At 39.9% G+C, this 21,593-nt stretch carries 15 protein-coding genes; 4 read left to right on the top strand and 11 right to left on the bottom strand.

Going from position 1 to position 21,593, the window contains the following annotated elements; all coding sequences use genetic code 11:
- Positions 1–6: 6 nt before the first annotated feature.
- Positions 7–801, bottom strand: coding sequence for an ABC transporter permease (locus DBK98_RS15980; RefSeq protein ID WP_005777835.1), 795 nt, complete (start codon positions 799–801; stop codon positions 7–9).
- 4 nt (positions 802–805) lie between these two features.
- Entirely contained in the window at positions 806–1,426 is a 621-nt protein-coding gene (locus DBK98_RS15975) for an ATP-binding cassette domain-containing protein (RefSeq protein WP_005777834.1), read from the bottom strand.
- A gap of 94 nt (positions 1,427–1,520) precedes the next feature.
- On the opposite strand from DBK98_RS15975, the gene DBK98_RS15970 reads away from it, so the two are divergent.
- From DBK98_RS15970 to DBK98_RS15960, 3 genes are all read left to right on the top strand, one after another.
- Positions 1,521–2,051 carry a ferredoxin domain-containing protein gene (locus tag DBK98_RS15970; RefSeq protein ID WP_022012401.1) on the top strand — a complete coding sequence of 177 codons (531 nt, stop codon included), beginning with the start codon at positions 1,521–1,523 and terminating at the stop codon, positions 2,049–2,051.
- Positions 2,052–2,125: 74 nt separating this feature from the next.
- Positions 2,126–3,241 carry an agmatine deiminase family protein gene (locus DBK98_RS15965; RefSeq protein WP_032537068.1) on the top strand — a complete coding sequence of 372 codons (1,116 nt, stop codon included), beginning with the start codon at positions 2,126–2,128 and terminating at the stop codon, positions 3,239–3,241.
- 12 nt (positions 3,242–3,253) lie between these two features.
- Positions 3,254–4,138, top strand: a complete 885-nt coding sequence (locus DBK98_RS15960; RefSeq protein WP_032537067.1) for a carbon-nitrogen hydrolase — start codon at positions 3,254–3,256, stop codon at positions 4,136–4,138.
- 82 nt (positions 4,139–4,220) lie between these two features.
- On the opposite strand, the gene DBK98_RS15955 is transcribed toward DBK98_RS15960, so the two are convergent.
- The 3 genes from DBK98_RS15955 to DBK98_RS15945 form a co-directional block, all read right to left on the bottom strand.
- Positions 4,221–4,604 carry a GtrA family protein gene (locus DBK98_RS15955; protein WP_005777830.1) on the bottom strand — a complete coding sequence of 128 codons (384 nt, stop codon included), beginning with the start codon at positions 4,602–4,604 and terminating at the stop codon, positions 4,221–4,223.
- Positions 4,605–6,362 carry an aspartate--tRNA ligase gene (aspS, locus tag DBK98_RS15950; protein ID WP_005777829.1) on the bottom strand — a complete coding sequence of 586 codons (1,758 nt, stop codon included), beginning with the start codon at positions 6,360–6,362 and terminating at the stop codon, positions 4,605–4,607.
- A gap of 83 nt (positions 6,363–6,445) precedes the next feature.
- Positions 6,446–7,504: a diacylglycerol kinase family protein gene (locus DBK98_RS15945; protein WP_005806223.1), complete on the bottom strand. Its 1,059-nt coding sequence runs from the start codon at positions 7,502–7,504 to the stop codon at positions 6,446–6,448.
- A gap of 219 nt (positions 7,505–7,723) precedes the next feature.
- Between DBK98_RS15945 and DBK98_RS15940 the strand changes: the two genes are divergently transcribed.
- Positions 7,724–8,908, top strand: coding sequence for an aminotransferase class I/II-fold pyridoxal phosphate-dependent enzyme (locus tag DBK98_RS15940; protein WP_005777827.1), 1,185 nt, complete (start codon positions 7,724–7,726; stop codon positions 8,906–8,908).
- Between the two features lie 137 nt (positions 8,909–9,045).
- On the opposite strand, the gene DBK98_RS15935 is transcribed toward DBK98_RS15940, so the two are convergent.
- The 6 genes from DBK98_RS15935 to DBK98_RS15910 form a co-directional block, all read right to left on the bottom strand.
- The gene (locus tag DBK98_RS15935) at positions 9,046–11,388 is read right to left on the bottom strand and encodes an ABC transporter permease (protein WP_032537064.1); all 2,343 of its coding nucleotides are present in this window, start codon (positions 11,386–11,388) and stop codon (positions 9,046–9,048) included.
- A gap of 11 nt (positions 11,389–11,399) precedes the next feature.
- Positions 11,400–12,074 carry an ABC transporter ATP-binding protein gene (locus DBK98_RS15930; protein WP_005777825.1) on the bottom strand — a complete coding sequence of 225 codons (675 nt, stop codon included), beginning with the start codon at positions 12,072–12,074 and terminating at the stop codon, positions 11,400–11,402.
- 25 nt (positions 12,075–12,099) lie between these two features.
- Positions 12,100–14,433 (bottom strand): ABC transporter permease, encoded by a 2,334-nt coding sequence (locus DBK98_RS15925; protein ID WP_032537063.1) that lies wholly within the window; start codon positions 14,431–14,433, stop codon positions 12,100–12,102.
- Between the two features lie 24 nt (positions 14,434–14,457).
- A complete protein-coding gene (locus tag DBK98_RS15920) occupies positions 14,458–16,686 on the bottom strand; it encodes an ABC transporter permease (protein ID WP_005806217.1) in 2,229 nt (742 codons plus the stop codon).
- 165 nt (positions 16,687–16,851) lie between these two features.
- Positions 16,852–19,242 (bottom strand): ABC transporter permease, encoded by a 2,391-nt coding sequence (locus tag DBK98_RS15915; protein ID WP_005806215.1) that lies wholly within the window; start codon positions 19,240–19,242, stop codon positions 16,852–16,854.
- Between the two features lie 9 nt (positions 19,243–19,251).
- The gene (locus DBK98_RS15910) at positions 19,252–21,582 is read right to left on the bottom strand and encodes an ABC transporter permease (protein WP_005806213.1); all 2,331 of its coding nucleotides are present in this window, start codon (positions 21,580–21,582) and stop codon (positions 19,252–19,254) included.
- Positions 21,583–21,593: the final 11 nt, after the last annotated feature.

Raw genomic sequence — 21,593 nt, 5'->3', positions numbered from 1 at the left:
GGTTACTTATTTAAGGGATTCTTTGGTTATTTGTAACATACGGCCATATTCATCGAATGATTTACGGGAGGCCAGTGAGATGGTGATCATTAGTGATAGCATGGAAGCCGTAAAAGTAATGACCATAATCATCATTTGGTATTTGATGGCGACATTCGGGCTGCTTCCTCCCAGAATCTGTCCGATCATAGTACCTGGGAGTGCTACTAATCCCATTACTGAGATGTTGGCAATCAGTGGACTGAAGGATTTTATAATAGCTTGCCGTATAAATGGTGCCTGTGCTTCCTGGCGGGTGGCGCCATTGCCGAGCAGATAACAGTACAATTGTTGCTCCCGTTTCAATCCGCTGTAATATGTATTCAATGCAATGACATTGCTTGATAACATATTTCCCATTAAGATCCCGAAGATGGGGATAAAATATTGAGCGCTGAAGACGTTGTCCAGTTGCAATACAATGCCTATGAAATACATGCCAACCAGAACAACACTACACAGAAATCCAACGGATATAGGGATCAAAAGTACTTCACGTTTTAGCCCGGTGCGCATTAAGGCGGTTTGTCCGGCTACAAAAATCATGATGATAACCCAAAGAAAATTAATCCATGGATTGTTCCACAGGAACAGGTATTTGAGGTACATGCCTATCAGGAAGAGCTGTATAATCATGCGCCCCGTCCCTATCAGGGTGGCTTTCAGTAATCCGGTCTTGAATTTCCACAGGTAGAAAAGCGGGATTGCCAATAGTAGTAGTCCTACGAGTAGGTTGAAATAAGATATATCGATAGTTCCCATATAACTATAATGTGATTAGCTGGTTACATCCGTAGGCGAATGCCCGGTCATGTGAAACGGCAAGTATAGCTGTTCCTTTTGTTGTCTGGTTACGTAGAAAAGCTAAAACTTTATCTGTAGAACCGGAATCCAATGCAGATGTCGGTTCGTCTACAATAATCAAAGGCTTTTCCAGCATAGCTGCCGCTGCTATCATAATGCGTTGGCGTTGTCCACCGGATATTTCTCCTACCCGCTTCTGGTATAAGTCCTTGTCCAGACCTAATTCATCAAAATAAGTGAAGAGTTTTTCCTCAGAAAAAGAGATATGTCGGTTGGCTTTTAGTGCAAAAGGTAGTGCTATCATTTCTTTTACCCATTCGGAGGGAAGCGCTAACTCTTGTGGAATCCAAGCTATATGTCGGCGTATAATATCAATGGTGGCAGGTTCAAGTAAAATATCCCCTACTTTGATTCGGCCTTTCCGTAAAGGAACGAATCCCATGATTGCGTTGAGCAGAGAAGTCTTTCCACGTCCGGATTCTCCTGTTATACAAGCTGTTTCGCCTTTTTTAAGCTGCATGCAAAACTCAGAAAAAAGTATATCCTCCCCGAAAGCAATGCATGCATTGTCTATTTGTAACATTGTGTATCTTTAAATCTATCTTGCAAAGTTAGTGAAAATTCATAATATGTGCGGGATTTCTTTTATCTTTGTATCACTAATTAATGGACAAGATATGATACTGAACGAACGAGATAGTCGCCACGAGCATATATTGAATGTGGCACGGCAGATGATGACTGCTGCCCGTACCGCCCCTAAAGGGAAAGGAATTGATATCATAGAAACTGCAGTTGTCACCGATAAAGAAATACAGTTACTTTCGGACACATTGAAAGTTATGTTCGAAGAGATGGGAATGAAATTTTTCTTGCGGGATGCAGATAATATTCTCCAGGCTGAATGTATTCTGTTAATAGGTACACGGGAGCAAGCACAGGGACTGAATTGTGGGCATTGCGGTTATGCTACTTGTGCGGGGCGTGCCGAAGGTGTGCCTTGTGCATTGAATAGTATTGATGTGGGTATTGCTATTGGTTCGGCATGTGCTACAGCTGCTGATCTGCGGGTAGACACCCGTGTAATGTTTTCGGCCGGATTGGCTGCCCAACGTCTCGACTGGTTGAAGGGGTGTCGCCAAGTAATGGCTATTCCGGTTAGTGCTTCTTCCAAGAATCCATTTTTTGATCGTAAATCTAATAAATAACATAGATAGCAAGTGGCATTCAAAGATGTATCCACTTGTTATCCGTATCCTATTCTTCAAAAAACTAAAATATAATGGGAATAATAGTCGGTCTTCCTACTTCAGGAGGTTCAGAGAAAGATTTGCAACTGAGCTTTGGTTTAACTGTCGATGATCAGGTAGAGATGTTGGCTCCTTTTCTGCCTGCGGAATGGTTTTTGCAAAGTGGTGTGCAATTAACATGGCCGCATGCTGAAACAGACTGGGCATATATGCTTTCTGAGGTTCAGGAATGTTTTATCAACATAGCTCGTGAAATTGCCAAGCGTGAACTTTTGCTTATTGTTACTCCCTGTCCGGAGGTGGTAAAGAATCAGATAGCCGGAGTAGTGAATATGAACAATGTACGTTTTCTGGAGTGCGAAACGAATGACACTTGGGCACGTGATCATGGGGCCATCACTCTGATGAATACGAATGGAGCATGTTTGCTGGACTTTACTTTCAATGGTTGGGGAGAAAAGTTCGAAGCCGGTTTAGATAATCAGATAACCCGTAAGGCTGTAGAGGCTGGAGTTCTGAAAGGGCAATATAAAGATTGTCTGGACTTTGTGCTTGAAGGTGGTTCTATTGAAAGTGATGGTATGGGGACATTGCTAACTACTTCCGAATGTTTATTGTCTCCGCATCGTAATGCACCGATGAATCGGGTTGACATAGAGGAACACCTCCGCAGAGTATTTCATTTGCAACGGGTGTTGTGGTTGGATCATGGTTATCTGGCCGGAGATGATACGGATAGTCATATAGACACATTAGCCAGGTTTTGTTCTCCGGATACAATTGCATATGTGAAGTGTTCCGATCCCAAAGATGAACATTATGAGGAGCTTTATAAAATGGAAGAACAGTTGAAAACATTCCGTACGGCATCTGGTGATTCTTATCGTTTACTGGCATTACCTATGGCGGATAAAATAGAAGTATCTGGAGAAAGACTGCCTGCAACGTATGCTAATTTTCTGATTTTGAACGGTTCTGTGCTCTATCCCACTTATAATCAGCCGGAAAATGATGAACTGGCAAGAACAGTGCTTCGTGAAGCTTTCCCGGCATATGAAGTGGTGGGCATTGATTGTCGTGCACTCATTAAACAACACGGGTCATTACATTGCGTAACAATGCAATATCCGATGGGAGTCATTAAATAATAAAATTTGAGTATGAGAAAAATAAAAGTAGGAATCATTCAACAGGCCAATACGTCAGATATTAGGATGAATCTGATGAATCTGGCTAAAAGCATTGAAGCTTGTGCCGCTCATGGCGCACAACTCGTCGTTCTTCAGGAACTTCATAATTCATTGTATTTTTGCCAAACTGAAAATACTGATCTATTTGAATTGGCGGAACCGATTCCGGGACCTTCTACAGGATTCTATTCCGAACTGGCGGCAACTAACCGGATAGTGCTTGTTACTTCTTTATTTGAGAAACGTGCTCCGGGATTATATCATAATACAGCCGTTGTTTTCGATCGGGATGGAAGCATTGCCGGTAAATATCGTAAAATGCATATACCTGATGATCCGGCCTATTACGAAAAGTTTTATTTTACTCCGGGAGATATTGGTTTTGAACCGATACAGACTTCTTTGGGTAAATTGGGAATATTGATTTGCTGGGATCAATGGTATCCCGAAGCTGCCCGTCTGATGGCATTGAAAGGAGCTGAAATTTTGATTTATCCTACTGCCATCGGTTGGGAAAGTTCAGATACGGATGATGAAAAAGCCCGTCAGCTCAATGCTTGGATTATTTCTCAGCGCGCACATGCGGTGGCCAATGGACTTCCGGTGATTTCTGTAAATCGTGTAGGCCACGAAGCCGATCCGTCAGGGCAGACCAATGGTATTTTGTTTTGGGGGAATAGTTTTGTTGTTGGTCCTCAAGGTGAATATCTGGCGCAGGCAGGAAATGAACGTCCCGAAAATATAGTTGTTGAAGTAGATCTTGAACGCTCGGAAAATGTACGTCGCTGGTGGCCTTTCCTTCGTGACCGACGTATAGATGAATATGGTAACCTGACGAAACGTTTTATCGATTGAAGTCTTGCGTTTCTGTAAATATAAAAAGTCCCGCAGAGTCTATAATCTGCGGGACTTTTTATTGAATATTTTAAAATAGTTTTTATCTAAATGTAAGTTTCTTATTGACGATGAAGTTTACTGTTCCGTAGATAAACAATCCCAGGAATTGTGCCAGATACTCATTTACATCCCCACATTCTACCAAAGTAACTAAAAAGAGGAACTGGGCGCTATATGCCAATCCGAAAGCTGAACAAAAGAATAATATCTGCTTCCAGATATTATTCTTTTTATTTTCAATCGGAAAGATCCAATATTTGCTCCAGATAAAATTATGTATCTGGGCTACTATGTACGCTGTAATGTTAGCCGGAATGTAATCGTATGACAATTCATCCATCATCAGCCAAATAACAAAGGCTGTGATTAATGCATTGAGCGTACCAATTACGGCAAATCGAAAAATGCGTACTGACTCTTTCACTTACTCCTTAATATCTACAATCAGATTCAGTTCTTCCAGTTGTGACGGATCAAGTGCTGCAGGAGCATCCAACATAACATCACGGCCTGAATTATTTTTCGGGAATGCAATGCAATCGCGGATTGAGTCGAGTCCGGCAAAAAGAGATACCCAACGGTCCAATCCGTAAGCCAAACCACCGTGAGGAGGCGCACCGAATTTGAAGGCATTCATCAAGAAACCAAATTGTTCTTGTGCACGTTCCGGAGTAAATCCGAGTAGTTCGAACATTTTATTCTGTAACTGGCTGTCGTGGATACGGATTGATCCTCCTCCTACTTCTACACCATTGATTACCATATCGTAAGCGTTGGCGCGTACAGCTGCAGGATCTGTATCCAACAGATGGATATCTTCCGGTTTGGGCGAAGTAAACGGATGGTGCATAGCCATTAGACGACCTTCTTCTTCACTCCATTCGAATAGTGGAAAGTCTACTACCCATAAGCACGCGAATGTGTTTTTATCACGTAATCCCAATTGATTACCCATTTCCAGACGCAGTTCGCAGAGTTGCTTACGAGTTTTCATGGCATCATCTCCTGATAAAATCAGAATTAAATCGCCTGGTTTAGCGCCAAAAGCTTCTTTCAATTGCTGTAATACTTCTTGCGTATAGAATTTATCTACACTTGATTTTACAGTACCGTCGGCTTCAATACGGGCGTATACCATGCCTTTTGCACCAATTTGCGGTTTTTTCACAAATTCAGTCAAGGCATCCAGTTGTTTACGAGTATAGCTGGCTGCACCTTCGGCACAAATACCACCAATATATGCAGCATTATCAAATACAGAGAAACCGTGTCCTTTCAGGATATCCATTAATTCAACGAATTCCATACCGAAACGAATATCCGGTTTGTCGCTACCATACAGTTTCATTGCTTCACTCCAAGGCATGCGTGGGAATGGTTCTGTCAGTTCAATATTACGAATAACCTTAAACAGGTGTTTGGCCATTCCTTCAAATGTAACGATTACATCTTCTTGTTCTACGAAGCTCATTTCACAGTCTATTTGAGTGAACTCCGGCTGTCGGTCGGCACGCAGGTCTTCGTCACGGAAACATTTGGCAATCTGGAAATAACGATCGAAACCGGAAACCATCAACAATTGTTTCAAGGTCTGTGGAGATTGTGGCAATGCGTAGAATTGCCCCGGATTCATGCGGGAAGGTACAACAAAATCACGGGCTCCTTCCGGTGTTGAACCGATCAATACCGGAGTTTCTACTTCCAAAAAGCCCAGTTTATCAAGATAACTACGCACTTCTATTGTCATTTTATGACGTAACTCCAGATTTGAACGGACAGCGTTACGACGTAAGTCCAGATAACGGTATTTCATGCGGATATCGTCACCACCATCTGTGTTATCTTCAATGGTAAAAGGAGGAGTAATGGCCGAATTCAAGATATTCAGTTCCGAAACGATAATTTCAATATCACCGGTCGGAATATTTCCGTTCTTACTAAAGCGTTCGTTAACGGTTCCGACAATCTGAATAACGTATTCACGACCCAGCTTGTTGGCACGTTCGCAAAGCTCAGCGTCTATTTCTTCATTAAATACTAATTGAGTGATACCGTAGCGATCACGAAGGTCAACAAAAGTCATACCTCCCATTTTACGGCTGCGCTGTACCCATCCCGACAGCTTGACTTGTTTATTAACATCGGAGATTCTTAATTCTCCGCACGTGTGCGTTCTGAACATATTTAATATATTATTTTTATATTTTTGTTAAAGTAGTCTGCAAAAGTACATATTAATTCGGATTCTGTACTATTTCTAAAGGGCTATTTTTTAGTAAGCTTTTGTATCAGCTGCTTATTTTTTTTCAAAATAACTTTGTTTTTATGTGCTATGTCTTCTACGATGGCTTCATTCATCAGCTTGATACCATTCACATATTCTTGTGCTTTTTGCAGTACGTTGGAATTATCTTTTTTTTTATCGGTAGGTACAACGACTCGTAATCCTTTCTGAATCAGCTCTATCTTGATATCTTCATCAGCCTGCATCGGATCACCGTCAAAATGGACTACTCCCGGTGAACTGCGGTGGATGCACAATTTCTTGCAACGGAAGGTTTTAATTCGGCTGTTCTGGTCAATTGTTTTATTGAAGAGTTGGAAAGCCAGTGCCGGAACATCCAGTACGGTAAATGGTTCAAGAATGGTTACGTCTAACAAACCGTCTGTCAACGTAGCTTGTGGAGCTATATAAGCATTATTTCCATATTGTGAAGCATTGCCGCAAGCTATCAGGAAGGCTTTGTATCTGGAAGTACCGTCTTCTGTTTCCAGTTCATAGGTTTCTGGTTGATACTTCAGGCTTTCTTGCAGAGTTTTCTCCAGATAAGTCAAGAGTCCGCGTTTACCCGCATTGGCAAATTTCAGACTGACAAAAGCATCAAATCCTACTCCGCAGGTGCAGAAAAAGTCTGTACCATTTATTTTTCCATAATCTATAATATCAACTAATCCGTCATTCAAAATCTCAAGTGCTTTACGCGGATCCATCGAAATTTGAAGATGTCGTGCCAATCCGTTTCCGGAGCCGCAAGGAATGATGCCCAATGCCGTATTGGTATGTACCAGCGAACGGGCAATCTCATTGATTGTTCCATCGCCTCCTACAGCCACTACTATATCTGTGTGGCTATCTGCCGCATCTGCTGCTATTTCGATTGCATGTCCGGCTCTTTCGGTATACACAATTTCCCAAGTATACTTATCCTTATCTATCTTCTCATCCAGTAGACTCAGAACAAGTTCCTTACTTTGTGTACCCGAAATTGGATTAACGATGAATATTATTTTTTTCTTGTTTTCGATCATGCAAGTTGGTTCCATCATTTATATGTTGTGGTCGACAAAAGTAATATAAATATCTTAATTTTTGCCCTTTCCCAGCTTTCTAAAACTATAAAGAGTATATTTTTTCATAGAAAAAGAACAGCTAAAAACATATTTTGTTATCTTTGCCCCCTGTTTTAAACACTTGTTAAGGAAAAAGGATTTAGACTATTATAAATAAGGTAGTCAATAAGCGAATTATATAAATAACTATTCATGGGATTATTACAAGAGAAGTTAGCTAAATACGACCTCCCTCAGCAGATAAAGGCTAAAGGCGTATATCCATACTTTCGTTGTATCGAAAGTGAACAGAACACAGAGGTGATAATGAGTGGCAGAAAGGTGTTAATGTTTGGCTCGAACTCATACTTAGGCCTGACTAATCATCCGAAAGTAATTGAGGCTGCTGTTGAAGCTACCCGCAAATATGGTACGGGTTGTGCCGGATCGCGTTTTCTGAACGGTACACTTGACCTTCATCTTCAATTGGAGAAAGAACTGGCCGAATTTGTTGGCAAAGAAGATGCTATCATTTATTCCACAGGATTTCAGGTAAATTTGGGTGTAGTTTCGTGTGTGACAGGTCGTGAAGATTATGTGATCTGTGACGAACTTGACCACGCTTCTATTGTTGAAGGACGTCGCCTCTCTTTTTCTACCATCCTTAAGTTTAAGCACAACGACATGGAATCTCTTGAGAAGGAGTTGCAGAAGTGTCGTCCGGATGCAGTGAAACTGATTGTAGTAGATGGAGTATTCAGTATGGAAGGTGATATAGCCAATTTGCCTGAGATCGTTCGTTTGTCTAAGAAATATGATGCCAATATCATGGTAGACGAAGCACACGGCTTGGGAGTTCTGGGCAATAACGGACGTGGTACTTGTGATCATTTCGGGCTGACTAAAGAAGTGGATCTTATCATGGGTACATTCAGTAAGTCATTGGCTGCTATCGGTGGTTTTATAGCTGCTGATGAATCCATTATTAATTATTTGCGTCATAATTCCCGTTCGTATATCTTCAGTGCAAGTAATACGCCTGCTGCCACTGCCGCTGCTCGTGCCGCACTCCAGATTATGAAAAACGAACCAGAACGTATCGAACACTTATGGGACATTACCAATTACTCTTTAAAGTGTTTCCGTGAGCTTGGTTTCGAAATCGGGCACACCTCCACTCCTATTATTCCGCTATATGTACGTGATATGGAGAAGACATTTATGGTAACCAAAATGTTATTTGACGAGGGCGTATTTGTAAATCCGGTAGTTCCTCCCGCATGTTCTCCGAACGATACGTTGATTCGTTTCTCATTAATGGCTACACATTCCAAAGAACAGATTGACTTTGCTATCGGTAAGTTGGTGAAATGTTTCAAGGCACTTGATCTTTTATAAACAAGATAAGGAATAAATATACGAAAGGGATTATGTTGTTTGACATAATCCCTTTTTCATTTAAGGCTCCTTTGTTTCCATTTATAGTTTACGTTATCAATATCCTTATCCTTATCAGGGGTATCCCATGACATTATCTATTCTTTAATTGCATCTATTGGATTGGACTTTGCAACCCGCCAACTGTTAAAACTAACAGTGCATATTGTCATGACTAAAGTTATCAATAGAGGAAGAATAAAAACTTTCAATCCAATGGGGGCTCTATAAGCGAATTGCTCTATCCAGTGCAACATTAGTGTATATACAATGGGAGTTGCGATGATAAATGCGATTAAGATATAACACAAGAATGGACGATTAAGTAACCAAACGATTTGCCAGGTGGAAGCACCGTTCACTTTACGAATTCCTATCTCCCGAGTGCGTTGTTCGGATGCGTACCATGCTATGCCGAACAGACCAAAAGCTGTCAAGAATAAGCTTATGATTGAGTATACCAATAATAATTGAGAGAAATTAGTTACTTCTTGATTGAATGACAAATATTTCATGTACAAATCTGTACCGGTAAAAGAACGATTAGGGAAATGTGTTTCCCATAGTTGTCGTATCTTTTGTAAGGTTTCAACTCGTTGGTCCGGATCGATCTTTAAAGATATATAATAACATTGGTTCTCGGGGACTTCTTGCAAGATCATTTGCAATGGGGCTACCGGTTGATTAAAAGAGGTCAGTTTAAAGTCTTTGATTACTCCTACAATAATAGCTCCTTGCTGAGTATTATTCTTGTTGTATTTGTTCAGTGGCTGACTAATGGGGTCTTCTCCTGCGGGTACAAAATGATGTTGGAAGGATTCATTGACAATAACCGGTATAGCGGTTTGGGCTATTAGTTTTTTAGTACGTTCCGGATGAAGTAAAGTCATGTCATATAGTTCCTGAAACTTCGGGCTTTCATTGTACAAATTAACCATGACCAGTGTTTCTTCCTCTCCTTCCTGGTTCACAGGTACTGCCATGCTCCAGGGTTCAAAAATGTTCCCGCGGGTAGTAATCGCACTTTTTATTCCAGGTAGACTTTTTAAATCATTATATATTGGGAGTAATGATAGTTGCTGTCCATCTCCAAGTTCAATTATATTTTCATAACGCTTTCCTTCATTCTCTATCATATTTAATTGTGAACGTATAATTAAGAAAGTTGTCATTAAGGCAATAGATATTATGAACTGGAGTATAATCAGTATAGAGACTATGCGCCTCTTTTTTTTACCAATAAAGAACAGGCGGTAATTACTTTCTGACAGAGAATACATCTTCCTGCTCATGTAAAGTGCGGGAATGACAGATAAGATTATAATAAACAAAGCTAATAATGGCAATACCTTTCCCGAAAATATGAAACCGAATGTTAAATGCGCTGCTACAAGAGAGTTGAATGCCGGTAAAAGATCATTTATCAACAGTACAGACAGCAAGAACGCAAGCATGACAGTCAGAAAAGTATCGGCAAATAGTTGCTTGTGTATATATTGACGGGTAGCTCCCATTAATGTTTCTACATGGAGCATTCTAACCTGTTTCAGCAATCGTGAAAAACTAAGATTGACATAATTAAAACAGGCTATGGATAATATTAACAAAGCAGATAACAGCCCTATGCTGAGTAATGTAATTTCTCTATGTTCCATAGTTTGGGAAGTATCAGAGAGGTCTGTATTGAAATAAGAATCTTGCAGACCTAACAACTGATAATTTCCTTTTCCCATCAAAGTAGGCAGTCCTGTTTCTTCAAATCGTTGACGAAATGAGGCTGACTGGACTTCTTTTTTCAGGAGAATCATACAAGAGCTTCCCTGCTCGGGATCTGACAACGAGGTAAGGATATCAGCTTGTAACATGGCTTGTGGATAATGTCTGAATACCGCAGTTACTTGTACCGTATAAATGGTATCGGGCAATTCCAGTGTAATCGTACGATTTTCATAATTCTCATTTCCAAAATAAAGACGAGCTAATTTCTCGCTGATGGCTACTTGACCGGGGTGAGATAATACTTCAGGCAAATTACCATATACTGTTTCAAAAGGGAAAAAATGAAGTAGTGAACTATCTGCTTTAACTATTGTTTGTTTGTCGAATTTTTCATTTCCGACCCGAATACCTGACGTTTGAAGTTCATTCATTCGCAGATAGCTTTCAATTTCCGGGAATTGGGATACAATGTCTGGAACACTGCCTCCATAAACAAAGGTCCCTTGTTTTTGCTTTTGCATAACCGGAACATTTTGTGTTAGCCGGAAAATATCTTCTTTTCTTGGATTGGAAGATTCTATAGTGTACTCATAAGTAACGAATGATATCAGCAAGATAGTGCATGTAATGCCAATCGCTAAGCTCAATAAGGAGATGGAGGCGAATAGTTTATTTCGCCACCAACTCCTTAAAATAAGTTTCAGTATAACCGGATATTGCATTCTGTTTAAAGTTAAATACTTACTTCTGTTACTACCTGACCATCAAACAGATTAATCACTCGGTCAGCAAATCCTGCATCATGTTGGGAGTGTGTCACCATGACGATGGTAGTTCCTTCTTTATTAAGTTCATTCAGCAGTCCCATCACTTCTTTACCATTCTTGGAGTCAAGGTTACCGGTAGGTTCATCGGCAAGAATCAACTTCGGATTAGCAACGACTGCACGTGCTATGGCAACACGTTGTTGCTGACCTCCTGAGAGTTGTTGGGGGAAATGTTTGCTGCGGTGAGTGATGGCCATGCGTTCCATTGCTTTTTCCACCCGTTGTTTACGTTCAGAAGCGGGAATACCCATGTAAAGTAATGGCAGTTCAATATTCTCGTATACATTCAGCTCGTCGATCAGATTGAAACTCTGGAATACGAAACCGATAACTCCTTTGCGGAGATTGGTACGTTGCGATTCCGTATACTTGGATACTTCTTTCCCATTCAGGTAATATTCGCCTCCTGTAGGATTATCAAGCAGACCTAAAATATTGAGCAAAGTGGATTTTCCGCAACCGGATGGTCCCATAATGGCTACAAACTCGCCTTCTTTCACTTCTACACTGACATTGTTTAACGCCCAGGTTTCTACTTCTTCGGTTTTGAAAATTTTCTGTAAGTTTACTGTTTTAATCATAATGGTAATTTTTTATTGGTTTATATTATTCATTTTTAATGATATCGGCCGGGTTGAGGTGCATCACTCTGTATATTTTGTATGCCGTTGTTACAAAGATAAGCAAACCTATTACAATGAACAGGTAAATGCCCCAGGCAAATCCGCTGACACTGCTGATTGGAGAACTTTTGGTCATATCAATGATCAGTAGCCGTAACAATGGATAAGTGATCATATAGGCCAGTATGAATTGGATGATGTAGACTCTTCCAAACATGAAAGCGATCACTTTAGGTGTAGCACCGTTAATTTTACGAATGGCTACTTCTTTTTGCCGACTAACGGTATCCATGGAGATCGCAGAATACACACTTAACACCACAAGCAATATACTAATGATAGCAAGTAACAGTGAAATATCACCCATCATGTCCCTAATTCCCTGAGTCGTACTTTTTCTTACGTCCAAGGGCTCTATGTCTAATGCCAGTGATTCTGGTACATAGTTACGGCATACCTTCTCTATTTGTGCTTTCGCTTTAGAAAAGGCAATGTCATTTCGAAAACGAATGTATATGACTGATATTTCTTTGGTGGGGAAAAATACGGATATGTGGTATTGGTTATATTCGGAAAGATTTTCTCCGTAGCAGGCTTTATAGGTTCCTAAGATCCGGTAGCTCTCCTCTCCTAATTTCACGTTTCCGCTGATAGAATCTTTGTCCAGTTGTTGCCGGAAGGCTTCGCTGATATAGACCACTTTACTTGCATCGGCATCAACAGTTTCCCCTTGAAATGGAATCCGGAAGAACTGGAAATAGCTGGGATCACCTTGCCGGACATTGATGGTAAGTGTACGATGATCCGCAGACTCATAGCTGCTGGTCAAGAAAGAGTTGAATGAGCCGGTCATCAAAGCTGCGCTTGTTTCTTCCACTCCGGGTAACATCTTTATTTGTGAGAGGATAGCATCTTTGTTTTTATAGAGTGTAACGCTATTCATTTGAAGGCAGAAAGTACGGCCTGTTTCTTGGTCGGATAAAGGAAGGTATAGACGGTTATCCTCCTTATTGAATAAATGAACGGCAATGGCTGTTCCCAAGAAGAAAATACACACACATAGTTGTATGCACATCATGATATTGCGGAAAATATGTTTATGACTTTTCCCCGTAATATTGCTTGCAAGTCCGGATCTTTGAAGTCGTCTGACTGGAAAGAGAATAATGATTGCACAAATTATGAGTAAACCTAAATATACTTGGAATTGGATAGAGTATAATGTTTGTATATCTATTGGAATCATTTCTTTTGGCGGAATGTAATATACAAGAAGACCACTTACACATTCAGACAATACCAAAGAAAGAAGTAAAGAGAAGGTAAGCATCCAGAAAACTTCCGTAAACAATAGTCCGAACAAACTTCGGGCAGTTGCTCCCATACTTTTGCGCAATGCCAGTTCACGGTTTCGGTTATAGAAAGATTGTATGATAAACTTTAAAAAGTTAATCATGCCTGATAACAAAATTAAGGAAGATAAGAAAGTGATGAATGCCATAGCAATGAGGCGTTGTGGCTCTTGATATGAATCGGCTTCTTTGGAGGCAACAAGATATGTCATTTCTCCACGATGCAGAAAAGGGACTCCTTTTAAGCTTTCATTTGCTTTATCAAGTCCGTCAGGAGTGTCTAACACTCCTTCCATAATAAATCCATTTTGCTGGGCATCGTCTCTGCGATAAGAGAAATAGATATCGGCTTGTACACGGAGTACTTTCGGCAACTCTTTTACTACGTTAACGACTTTGTAATAAATGTCTTTTTTCTTTTCTTCTTCTTCTTTGAATTGTACTATTTTCAGCAGAGTACCGACCGGATTCTTTTCTCCATAAACTTTGCGGGCACAACTTTCGGATAACACAACCTCGTCTGGTTCAACAGGAAGTGTATTCCCGTATAAGAATGACGCTTGATAATGCGGGAAGAAGTTGGGGTCTGTACTTATATAAGATACAATATAGGGCTTTTCCTCCTGTTCTTGATTGATAAAGACGACTTCAGATTGACTTTCAAAGGATCGGCAGCTGAGCTGTTTGATTCCGGGTATAGGATGATCTGTTAATGTTTTGATTTGGGAAGGGGTGAGAAACCATCCCCATGCCCTGTCTTCCTTATTGTTGGGGTTCATGATCCGGAGTCCGATTCTCTGTTCAAAATTGGGCAGACGACGAGTGGCGCCATCTATTTCACTAATGTAGAAATGTACAATACAGAAACAGGTCATACCTACCGAAAGGCAAATGGCTGAGATCAAGCAGTGAGTCTTGTACTTCAAGAGACTGCGAATGGCTATTTTTAAATGATGTAGTATCATAATGGTGTATAGTGTAATTTGTTTTTATTCGTTTTTAATAACTTCTGCCGGGTTAGTTCGTGCAATATGGTATATTTGCCAGCTAACAGTACCTGCTATAATTATTATTAAGAGCAAAAGAGAATATATCCAAAGCCATGGGTTAGCGTAATCAAATAGAATGATTTTATGTTGGCTACCTGTAATCATGATAAACAAACTGCTCAAACTCCCTAAAATAGAAGATATTAAGAATAAAATCAGGTAGGTTTTCCCAAATAACCAATAAATATTCAACAGGCGTGCACCATTAATTTTACGGATAGCCACCTCTTTTTGTCTGCGTACGGTGTCAATACTGATTGCACCATAAATTCCTAACATCGTAATCAGTAGGCAAATAGAGGAGCAAACAATGAATAGCCATATAAGTGAGATAGTCCTCAGACCGATTTGTTCTTTATATAAGCTGATGAACTCAAAAGGTTCGTTTTGCGGCAAATATTGATTTATCTCCCCGGCCATCTCTGCTTCTATATCTTTGTGAGAAACATTGGAGGCTAATTGGATATAAATTTTTCCAATTTCATTGTTCATTGCAGAAATGGGCAGAATAGCGAGTAGCTTTGCGCTTGGTGAGTCACAACCTATATGTACCAAACCTTTCACTGGATATATTTTGTTTTGATAACGATAGATTTCCGGAGTAGAATCTGTCTGTAAAGTCTGATATAGCTGTTCGTTTACATAACAAAATGGTTCCCCTACCTGGTGTTTACAATCTATATTCATCAATTCAAAATATTCGTCTGAAACGTAAATAAGTTCTGTGAACCCATAATCCTGAGCATAATCTCTGTTACTATATGCCATTTTTTCGTTCCAGTGGCGTGAACGGAGAAAACTTATAAGTTCCTGCCGGTTCTCTTCGATACGGTTATATCCTCTAATATCCAATACCATGATTTCTTTCTTTTCTTTAGCACTCAAGTACGGATTGGCTATTCGGTTATACTCCTGCATCTGCATCCAAATACTGACTGTTCCAATGACGAATAAAAGGGAGAAGAAAAGTTGGAAACCCAATAAAGAGTTTCTTATGATGTGACGCTGACCGGTAGCAGTTCCCCCCTTTAAACCTTGCGCCGCAGTTTTACGCGTAATATACCATGATGAAAGAAGAGAGACTAAGGCACTGATTGACAGTATCCCAATCAAGTATTGGCATTCGTATTTCCAGAGCCGATAGGTATCAATATACAATTCTTTTTGCATCTCATACGAAAACGTACTTATAAACCAGGGTAGGAAACTTTCGGTGACAGCTAAGGTGATTATTCCACTAATCAGGATAACGACAGCTTGTTCAAGGAAAAGTAGCATGAATTGTCCTGAATAAGTAGCTCCTAATGTACTACGTAGACTGATTTCTTTGCAGCGATTGGCAAATGTTCCTATGCTGAACGAGAAATAGTTGATCATACCTACCAATAAAACCAATATCCCAAGAATTGCAATCCATAATTCGGCACCGGACTTGTGCTCCATTTTGCTTTCTAATACTATTTGAGGTACCCATTCCGGGAATTTTGGAAAAAGTTCCAACTTTTGTAGATATTGAGAGAGCCGTTCGGCATCTTCTGCATGTTTTAATAAGATTTTGTGTGCTCCAAATGAAGCGTTTTCTGCTAACGGGAGAAAAACATCATACTGATTGTGGTAGTTGTTCATTCCTGCCGGATAAGGCTCTATGACGGCAATAATCGTATAGTTTCTTCCATTTTCAGTTAGTATGTTCTTTCCCAACGGAGATTTATTACCACAGAATTCTCTTACAAAATCAGTAGTTACTACTGCCTCATTATATGATATTCCAAACTGTTGTAATGACCCGTTCACACACTTGGCAGGAAATACTTTGAAATAATCGGCATTGCATTCAGTTTTGCTTATCTTATAATAAATGGTTTCATCCAAAGTAATCTTGGCATTAGCGTTGAAATAAAAAGCAACTGCTTCAAAGTTCTCTTTTCCGATTTTTTTTTCAAAGTCTTGTATTGGAATATTTACTTGGTATGCATTTCCCTCTATCCATATTTCAGCCTGACGTTCATAAGTCGCTAAATCTTTATTGCCAGTACTGAAAATACGATTATAATAATTGCAAACACTGAAGCAAAGCAATCCGCAAGTGATTCCCAATATAGAAATGATAGTCTGCGTTTTGTGTTTTATCAATTGCCTGAATGTAGCTTTTATATAATGTAATATCATAATTCGTTTGTATTATTTGTTTTTATGTCTTTATTATTGTTATTATAGATTCAATAAATGTGCCAAACTTGTATAGTACTGTATTCATGTATATTACATCTATTGCTCATTCAAAAACAGTGTGTGATATTGCACGATTCCGGTGCGAATACGCACTCTGACGGCTTATTCACTTTTCATACATTCCGCCGGATTTATTTTAGCTGCTATTATTACTTGTTTTATAACGGAAAGGATAACAATAATACCGGTAAAAAGAAACACACATATAAACAGCCATCCGTGGAAGCCCGTGTGGTATGCGTAGGTTTCCAGCCAGCGGCGGATAAAGATATATCCTAACGGAAGAGCAATCGCATTACCGGTTAAAGTCAGCCATAAATACTCTTTAAAAAACAGGCACAAAATATCAGAGAATCGTGCACCGTTTACTTTCCGAATGGCTATTTCTTTCTTGCGTTGCTCAGTAGAGAGCGAAACCAGAAAGTATACTCCGAATGAAGAAATGAGAATGCAAAGGATAGCCAATAACAGGAAAATACGGAACATCATCTTTTCCGGCCGGTTGAACAATTCCATCAATGTAGAGAGCTGAATGATCTGTGCATCTTCAGTAATCTCTCCTTTGCTATATTCCGGATAAATCTGCCGGACATGTTCCAATGCTTGCTTTTCTTTTCCCGGACGTACCTTTATATAGAAGTACCGGAAACCGTTGTAAGCTTTCGCAGCATCGGCATTGCTTTGATACATAAAGAAGGTCTTCGACAGAGGATATTGCATCGGACAATAGTAATAGTCGCGTAAAATACCACTGATTCTATAAGACTTTGCATCGGTTCCTGTATTATTGATAATAGGACGACCTGTTAAGGAAGGGATATTAAGTTGGCGTGCCCCGGTTTCATTGACAACGATATCTTCCGTTCCTTGATTTTGTATCCATTCTCCTTCTTTCATCTTCATCCCAAAGAATGGGAGAAAATTCTTTTGTACGATGACGCAGTTATCCTCCTCAGATTCATCAGAATTCCGTCCTTCAATAGGGAAATTGGTAATGAAAGTACAATACCATTCCCCTCTGAAAACAAGGATCGGCTGTGTTAAAGCTGTCACTCCTTCGATAGCAGAGCTTTCTTTTAATGCTGCTATAAAAGGACTGCAGTCTTTATTATAAGTCGCATCATATCCTAAATCGATTTGCCATATATGGTCTGTAACGAGCCCTTTATCTGTGTGTGTCATGAAGCTATATTGACTGTAGAACATACATGAAGTGAAAAGAAATAAAGCACCAATAAATATTTGTCCGATGATTAATCCGTTTCGTAAGGACGTTGAAGTCCCATGACTGCTTCGTTTCAGCAATCCGATGATGGGAAGCAGACTTATGACAAGGAAAACAACACAACATAACGGATAGATCCAAAGAGCTGTTCCAAATATTTCCTGTCTGGTGATGCTTTGAATCGTGCCAAAATAATAACTGTTACTCTCTGCCACCAAGCTGGTATAATCTTTATAATATGGAAATAAGAACTCACAAACTCCCATTGATATCAAAAAAGCGATGAATAAAGGTATAATGAGCTCAAGCAGGTTTTTACCTACCAAGCTCAGGGTAGAAGCTCCGAGAGTTGAAAAAGTTGAATTATACCGTGCTTTTCGTTGCTGTTGTCCGATGAACAATGCGAGCAGATTCATTAACGCACTGACAAAAGCCAGTAAACCTGCTGTTGCCAAAATGCCGATATGTTGAAATCTTCCCTTGAGTTCCGGAGAACAGTAGACATGAACCTCGGGCAATGAACGTAAGTGGAAATGCCATTCGGAATAAGTATCCCTTTGAGTGTCTGCCTCTTTAATCCGGAAAGATGTTATTTTCTTATTCAGATGTGATGCATTGGCACTGGAGTGTAATAATACATAAGTGGTGCTACGCTTCACAATATTGGCTTGGGGGGTATTCAGAATGAGATACTCAAACTTAAAATCACTGTTCTGCGGATAATTCTCCATTACTCCCGCAACGGTGTAAGATATTTCTTTATTAATTTTCACTTCTTTCCCTATACAGCTGCTGTCTCCATAAAGATGTTTTGCCATTTTCCGGGTCAGAATTACAAAGTTTGCGTTATAAGGCGTTTTATGATAATTTCCTTCGATCATCCGGCATTGGAAGATATCAAAAAAAGTGGAGTCTACTGCCATTCCTATCCAACTTCTTTCTTTACCATCTGCTTCATATTTCACATCGCTGACATGGCATACCTTAGCTATTTCAGGGAATGCTATTATCTCTTTCTCTGCCAGCTGGTGTATTTGGTTCAGTTCTCCTTCCAACCCATCGGCTGTTTTAAATATTCCGGTAGTCGTCAAGGCATAAGTATGTTCACTTTGTGGATGAAAACTGTCAAAATGGTGCTCCCAGTAGTACCAGTAGCCACCTAACAAAAAGGCTATAAAACCGATGGAGAGTCCAATAATGCTGAGTATGTTCTGAACTTTATACTTCAGAAGATTCCTACATGCTATTTTTAAATAAGATCGTATCATGCTATTTTTTTATTCTGTTTTTACTACTTCCGCCGGATTTTGTCGGGCGGCTTTCCACACTCTCCAACCAATACAAAGGCTTATGACAATAGTAGTTCCTGCCAAGATAACGATGTAAATCCAAGCATTTATATAGGTTTGTTCCACATAGCTCTGTAACCATGACTTCATGACGACATAACCGAGTGGAAATGCCAGAAGAGAAGAGAGCAGTATCAATATGAGGTACTCTTTTGCAAAAATAGAGAGTATATTTTTAAGTGTTGCTCCGTTCACCTTTCGAATAGCTATCTCTTTGCGACGTTGTTCGCAAGCCAGTGTTATTAACGAAAATATTCCAAAAATTGCGATCAAAATGCAAACTATTGCTACACAGCTTAATAATTTCAAGAGTGCATGTTCAGATTTTAAATAATCGTTATAAACATCTTCCATGTTGGATAATACGATTTTTGTGTCCGGATATTCTTTTCGGCAAAGATCTTCAACAGCCTGTTTCAGTTTAGGCCACTCCCCTTCCCTGTATTTTATCAGAATATCTCCTTTGCCAAGATAGAAACCGGAAAACCCTTTGGCTATGAATGCTATTGGTTTTACAGGAACAGTGGGCGAAGTAGTGTGGAAGTCTTTGACCAAACCGATGACAGTGGTGGCTGTTCCGTTAGGCCTGATTAATTTCTTGCCAATCGGATCGTTCCAGCCCAAAGTTTTTGCAGCCGTTTCGTTGATAACAATAGTGCTTGCGTCACTCTCTCCTTCTTTCAGCATTTTCCCTTTTAAAAGCCGGATGCCATAGAATTGGGCCAATTCCTCACTTTCCATCAGTACTTCCATGTTCATATCGGGGTCCGAAGGTTGTTTGCCATCCCAGTCCTTGAAAGCCATAGACATAGACACTGTTCTCGGGAGCAAAGAGAAATGTCCTTTCAGTATTTGAGTAACAGAAGGCATCTGCTCTATTTTATCTGCTGCGGGAGGTAGATTGTCTTGCGGATACAAGCTTAAGGTAGCAATGTTTTTACGTTCTATGCCGATATCTGTAGTACTTAGGAAATAGAGTTGTTTCATTATAATGCAGATACAGAAAATGAATCCTATACTGATTGATAACTGAAACAGGATACTTGCCTTACGAATGAAATATCGATGTCTGTTTGTGTTACTCTTCTGTATGTTGGTGTGCAGGGTCTGTCGGTTGAAATAGAGAGTGACGGGCATGAAGAGGCAAAGAGAACATCCAATAATAATCATAAAATACAGAGATGATTCCCAATATATATTTCCGTCTGTCACTCCCGAAAGCTCCTTAAACTCCGACAATACTAATTCTATTAATGCCATGCCTATCAATCCGGCCGAAATCAGGATAACCAGGAACTCGATGGTCAGTAAAGCAAACAGGTTCCGATTGGACGAACCGCAAACTTTGCGTAATGCAAGCTCCTTGGCCCGCATCCATAGGCGGCTGATAAACAGTGACAGATAGTTGATCAACGAACAAAGGATCACCAAACCTCCAATCACAGCGAAGAGAATAATATAGTTGAACTGAATGGCATTATTGTCTGCCAATATCGTGTAATGGCATTTACTGACAGGCATCATTAATAACTCCTTGATAGCCCCCTCGTTTTTATTTGTCTTTATTTCTGTTTGCTGCAGTTTATTACTTAGTGCCTTGGCATCTACTCCTTGATGAAGTTTAATAAAAACATAGAATCCATTATTGTACCAGACGTCCTGCCATTGCCGTATTCCGCCTCCTAATATGGAGAATGGTAAATTGGTATGTTCGCTCCAGCTGTTGACAATGGCACAAACTGTTTTGGGGTCTCCATAGACTTTGATTTCTTTACCGATAGGGTTTTCTGTTCCAAAAAGACGGTTGGCAGCTTTGTCCGTCAAGGCTATCTTATTGGCTGATTCTAAAAAGTCAAGGTTTCCCTCAAGAACCCGTATCCGAAACATATTCATGAAACAAGAGTCAGCATTGATCCGGTATAGCTGTTGTGTGGCACCGTCATTGACAGTTATATCCGATTTATAAAATTCAAAAGCACATGCATCCTCTATTTCAGGGAGCATTCTTTTTAAAGAAGTTGAAACCGGATATGGCACCGTTTTATCAAATCCTGTAGCATCCAGTATGGATTTCTTGTATATTAGATGGATTCGGTCGGCTCCCTCGTGAAAAGTGTCGTATGTCATTTCATAGCGAATCCATAAAACGGTAAGAGCGAAACAGGTGAATCCCATAGCCAGTCCGATTATACTAATTATACTTTGGGCCTTATATTTCAATAAGTTTCTGAAAGCAATCTTAAAATAGTGTCGTATCATACTTTTCCTCT

This window comes from Bacteroides sp. PHL 2737, assembly GCF_004115325.2.
Taxonomy (GTDB): domain Bacteria; phylum Bacteroidota; class Bacteroidia; order Bacteroidales; family Bacteroidaceae; genus Bacteroides; species Bacteroides hominis.
This window is presented reverse-complemented; position numbering and strand designations above follow the sequence as displayed.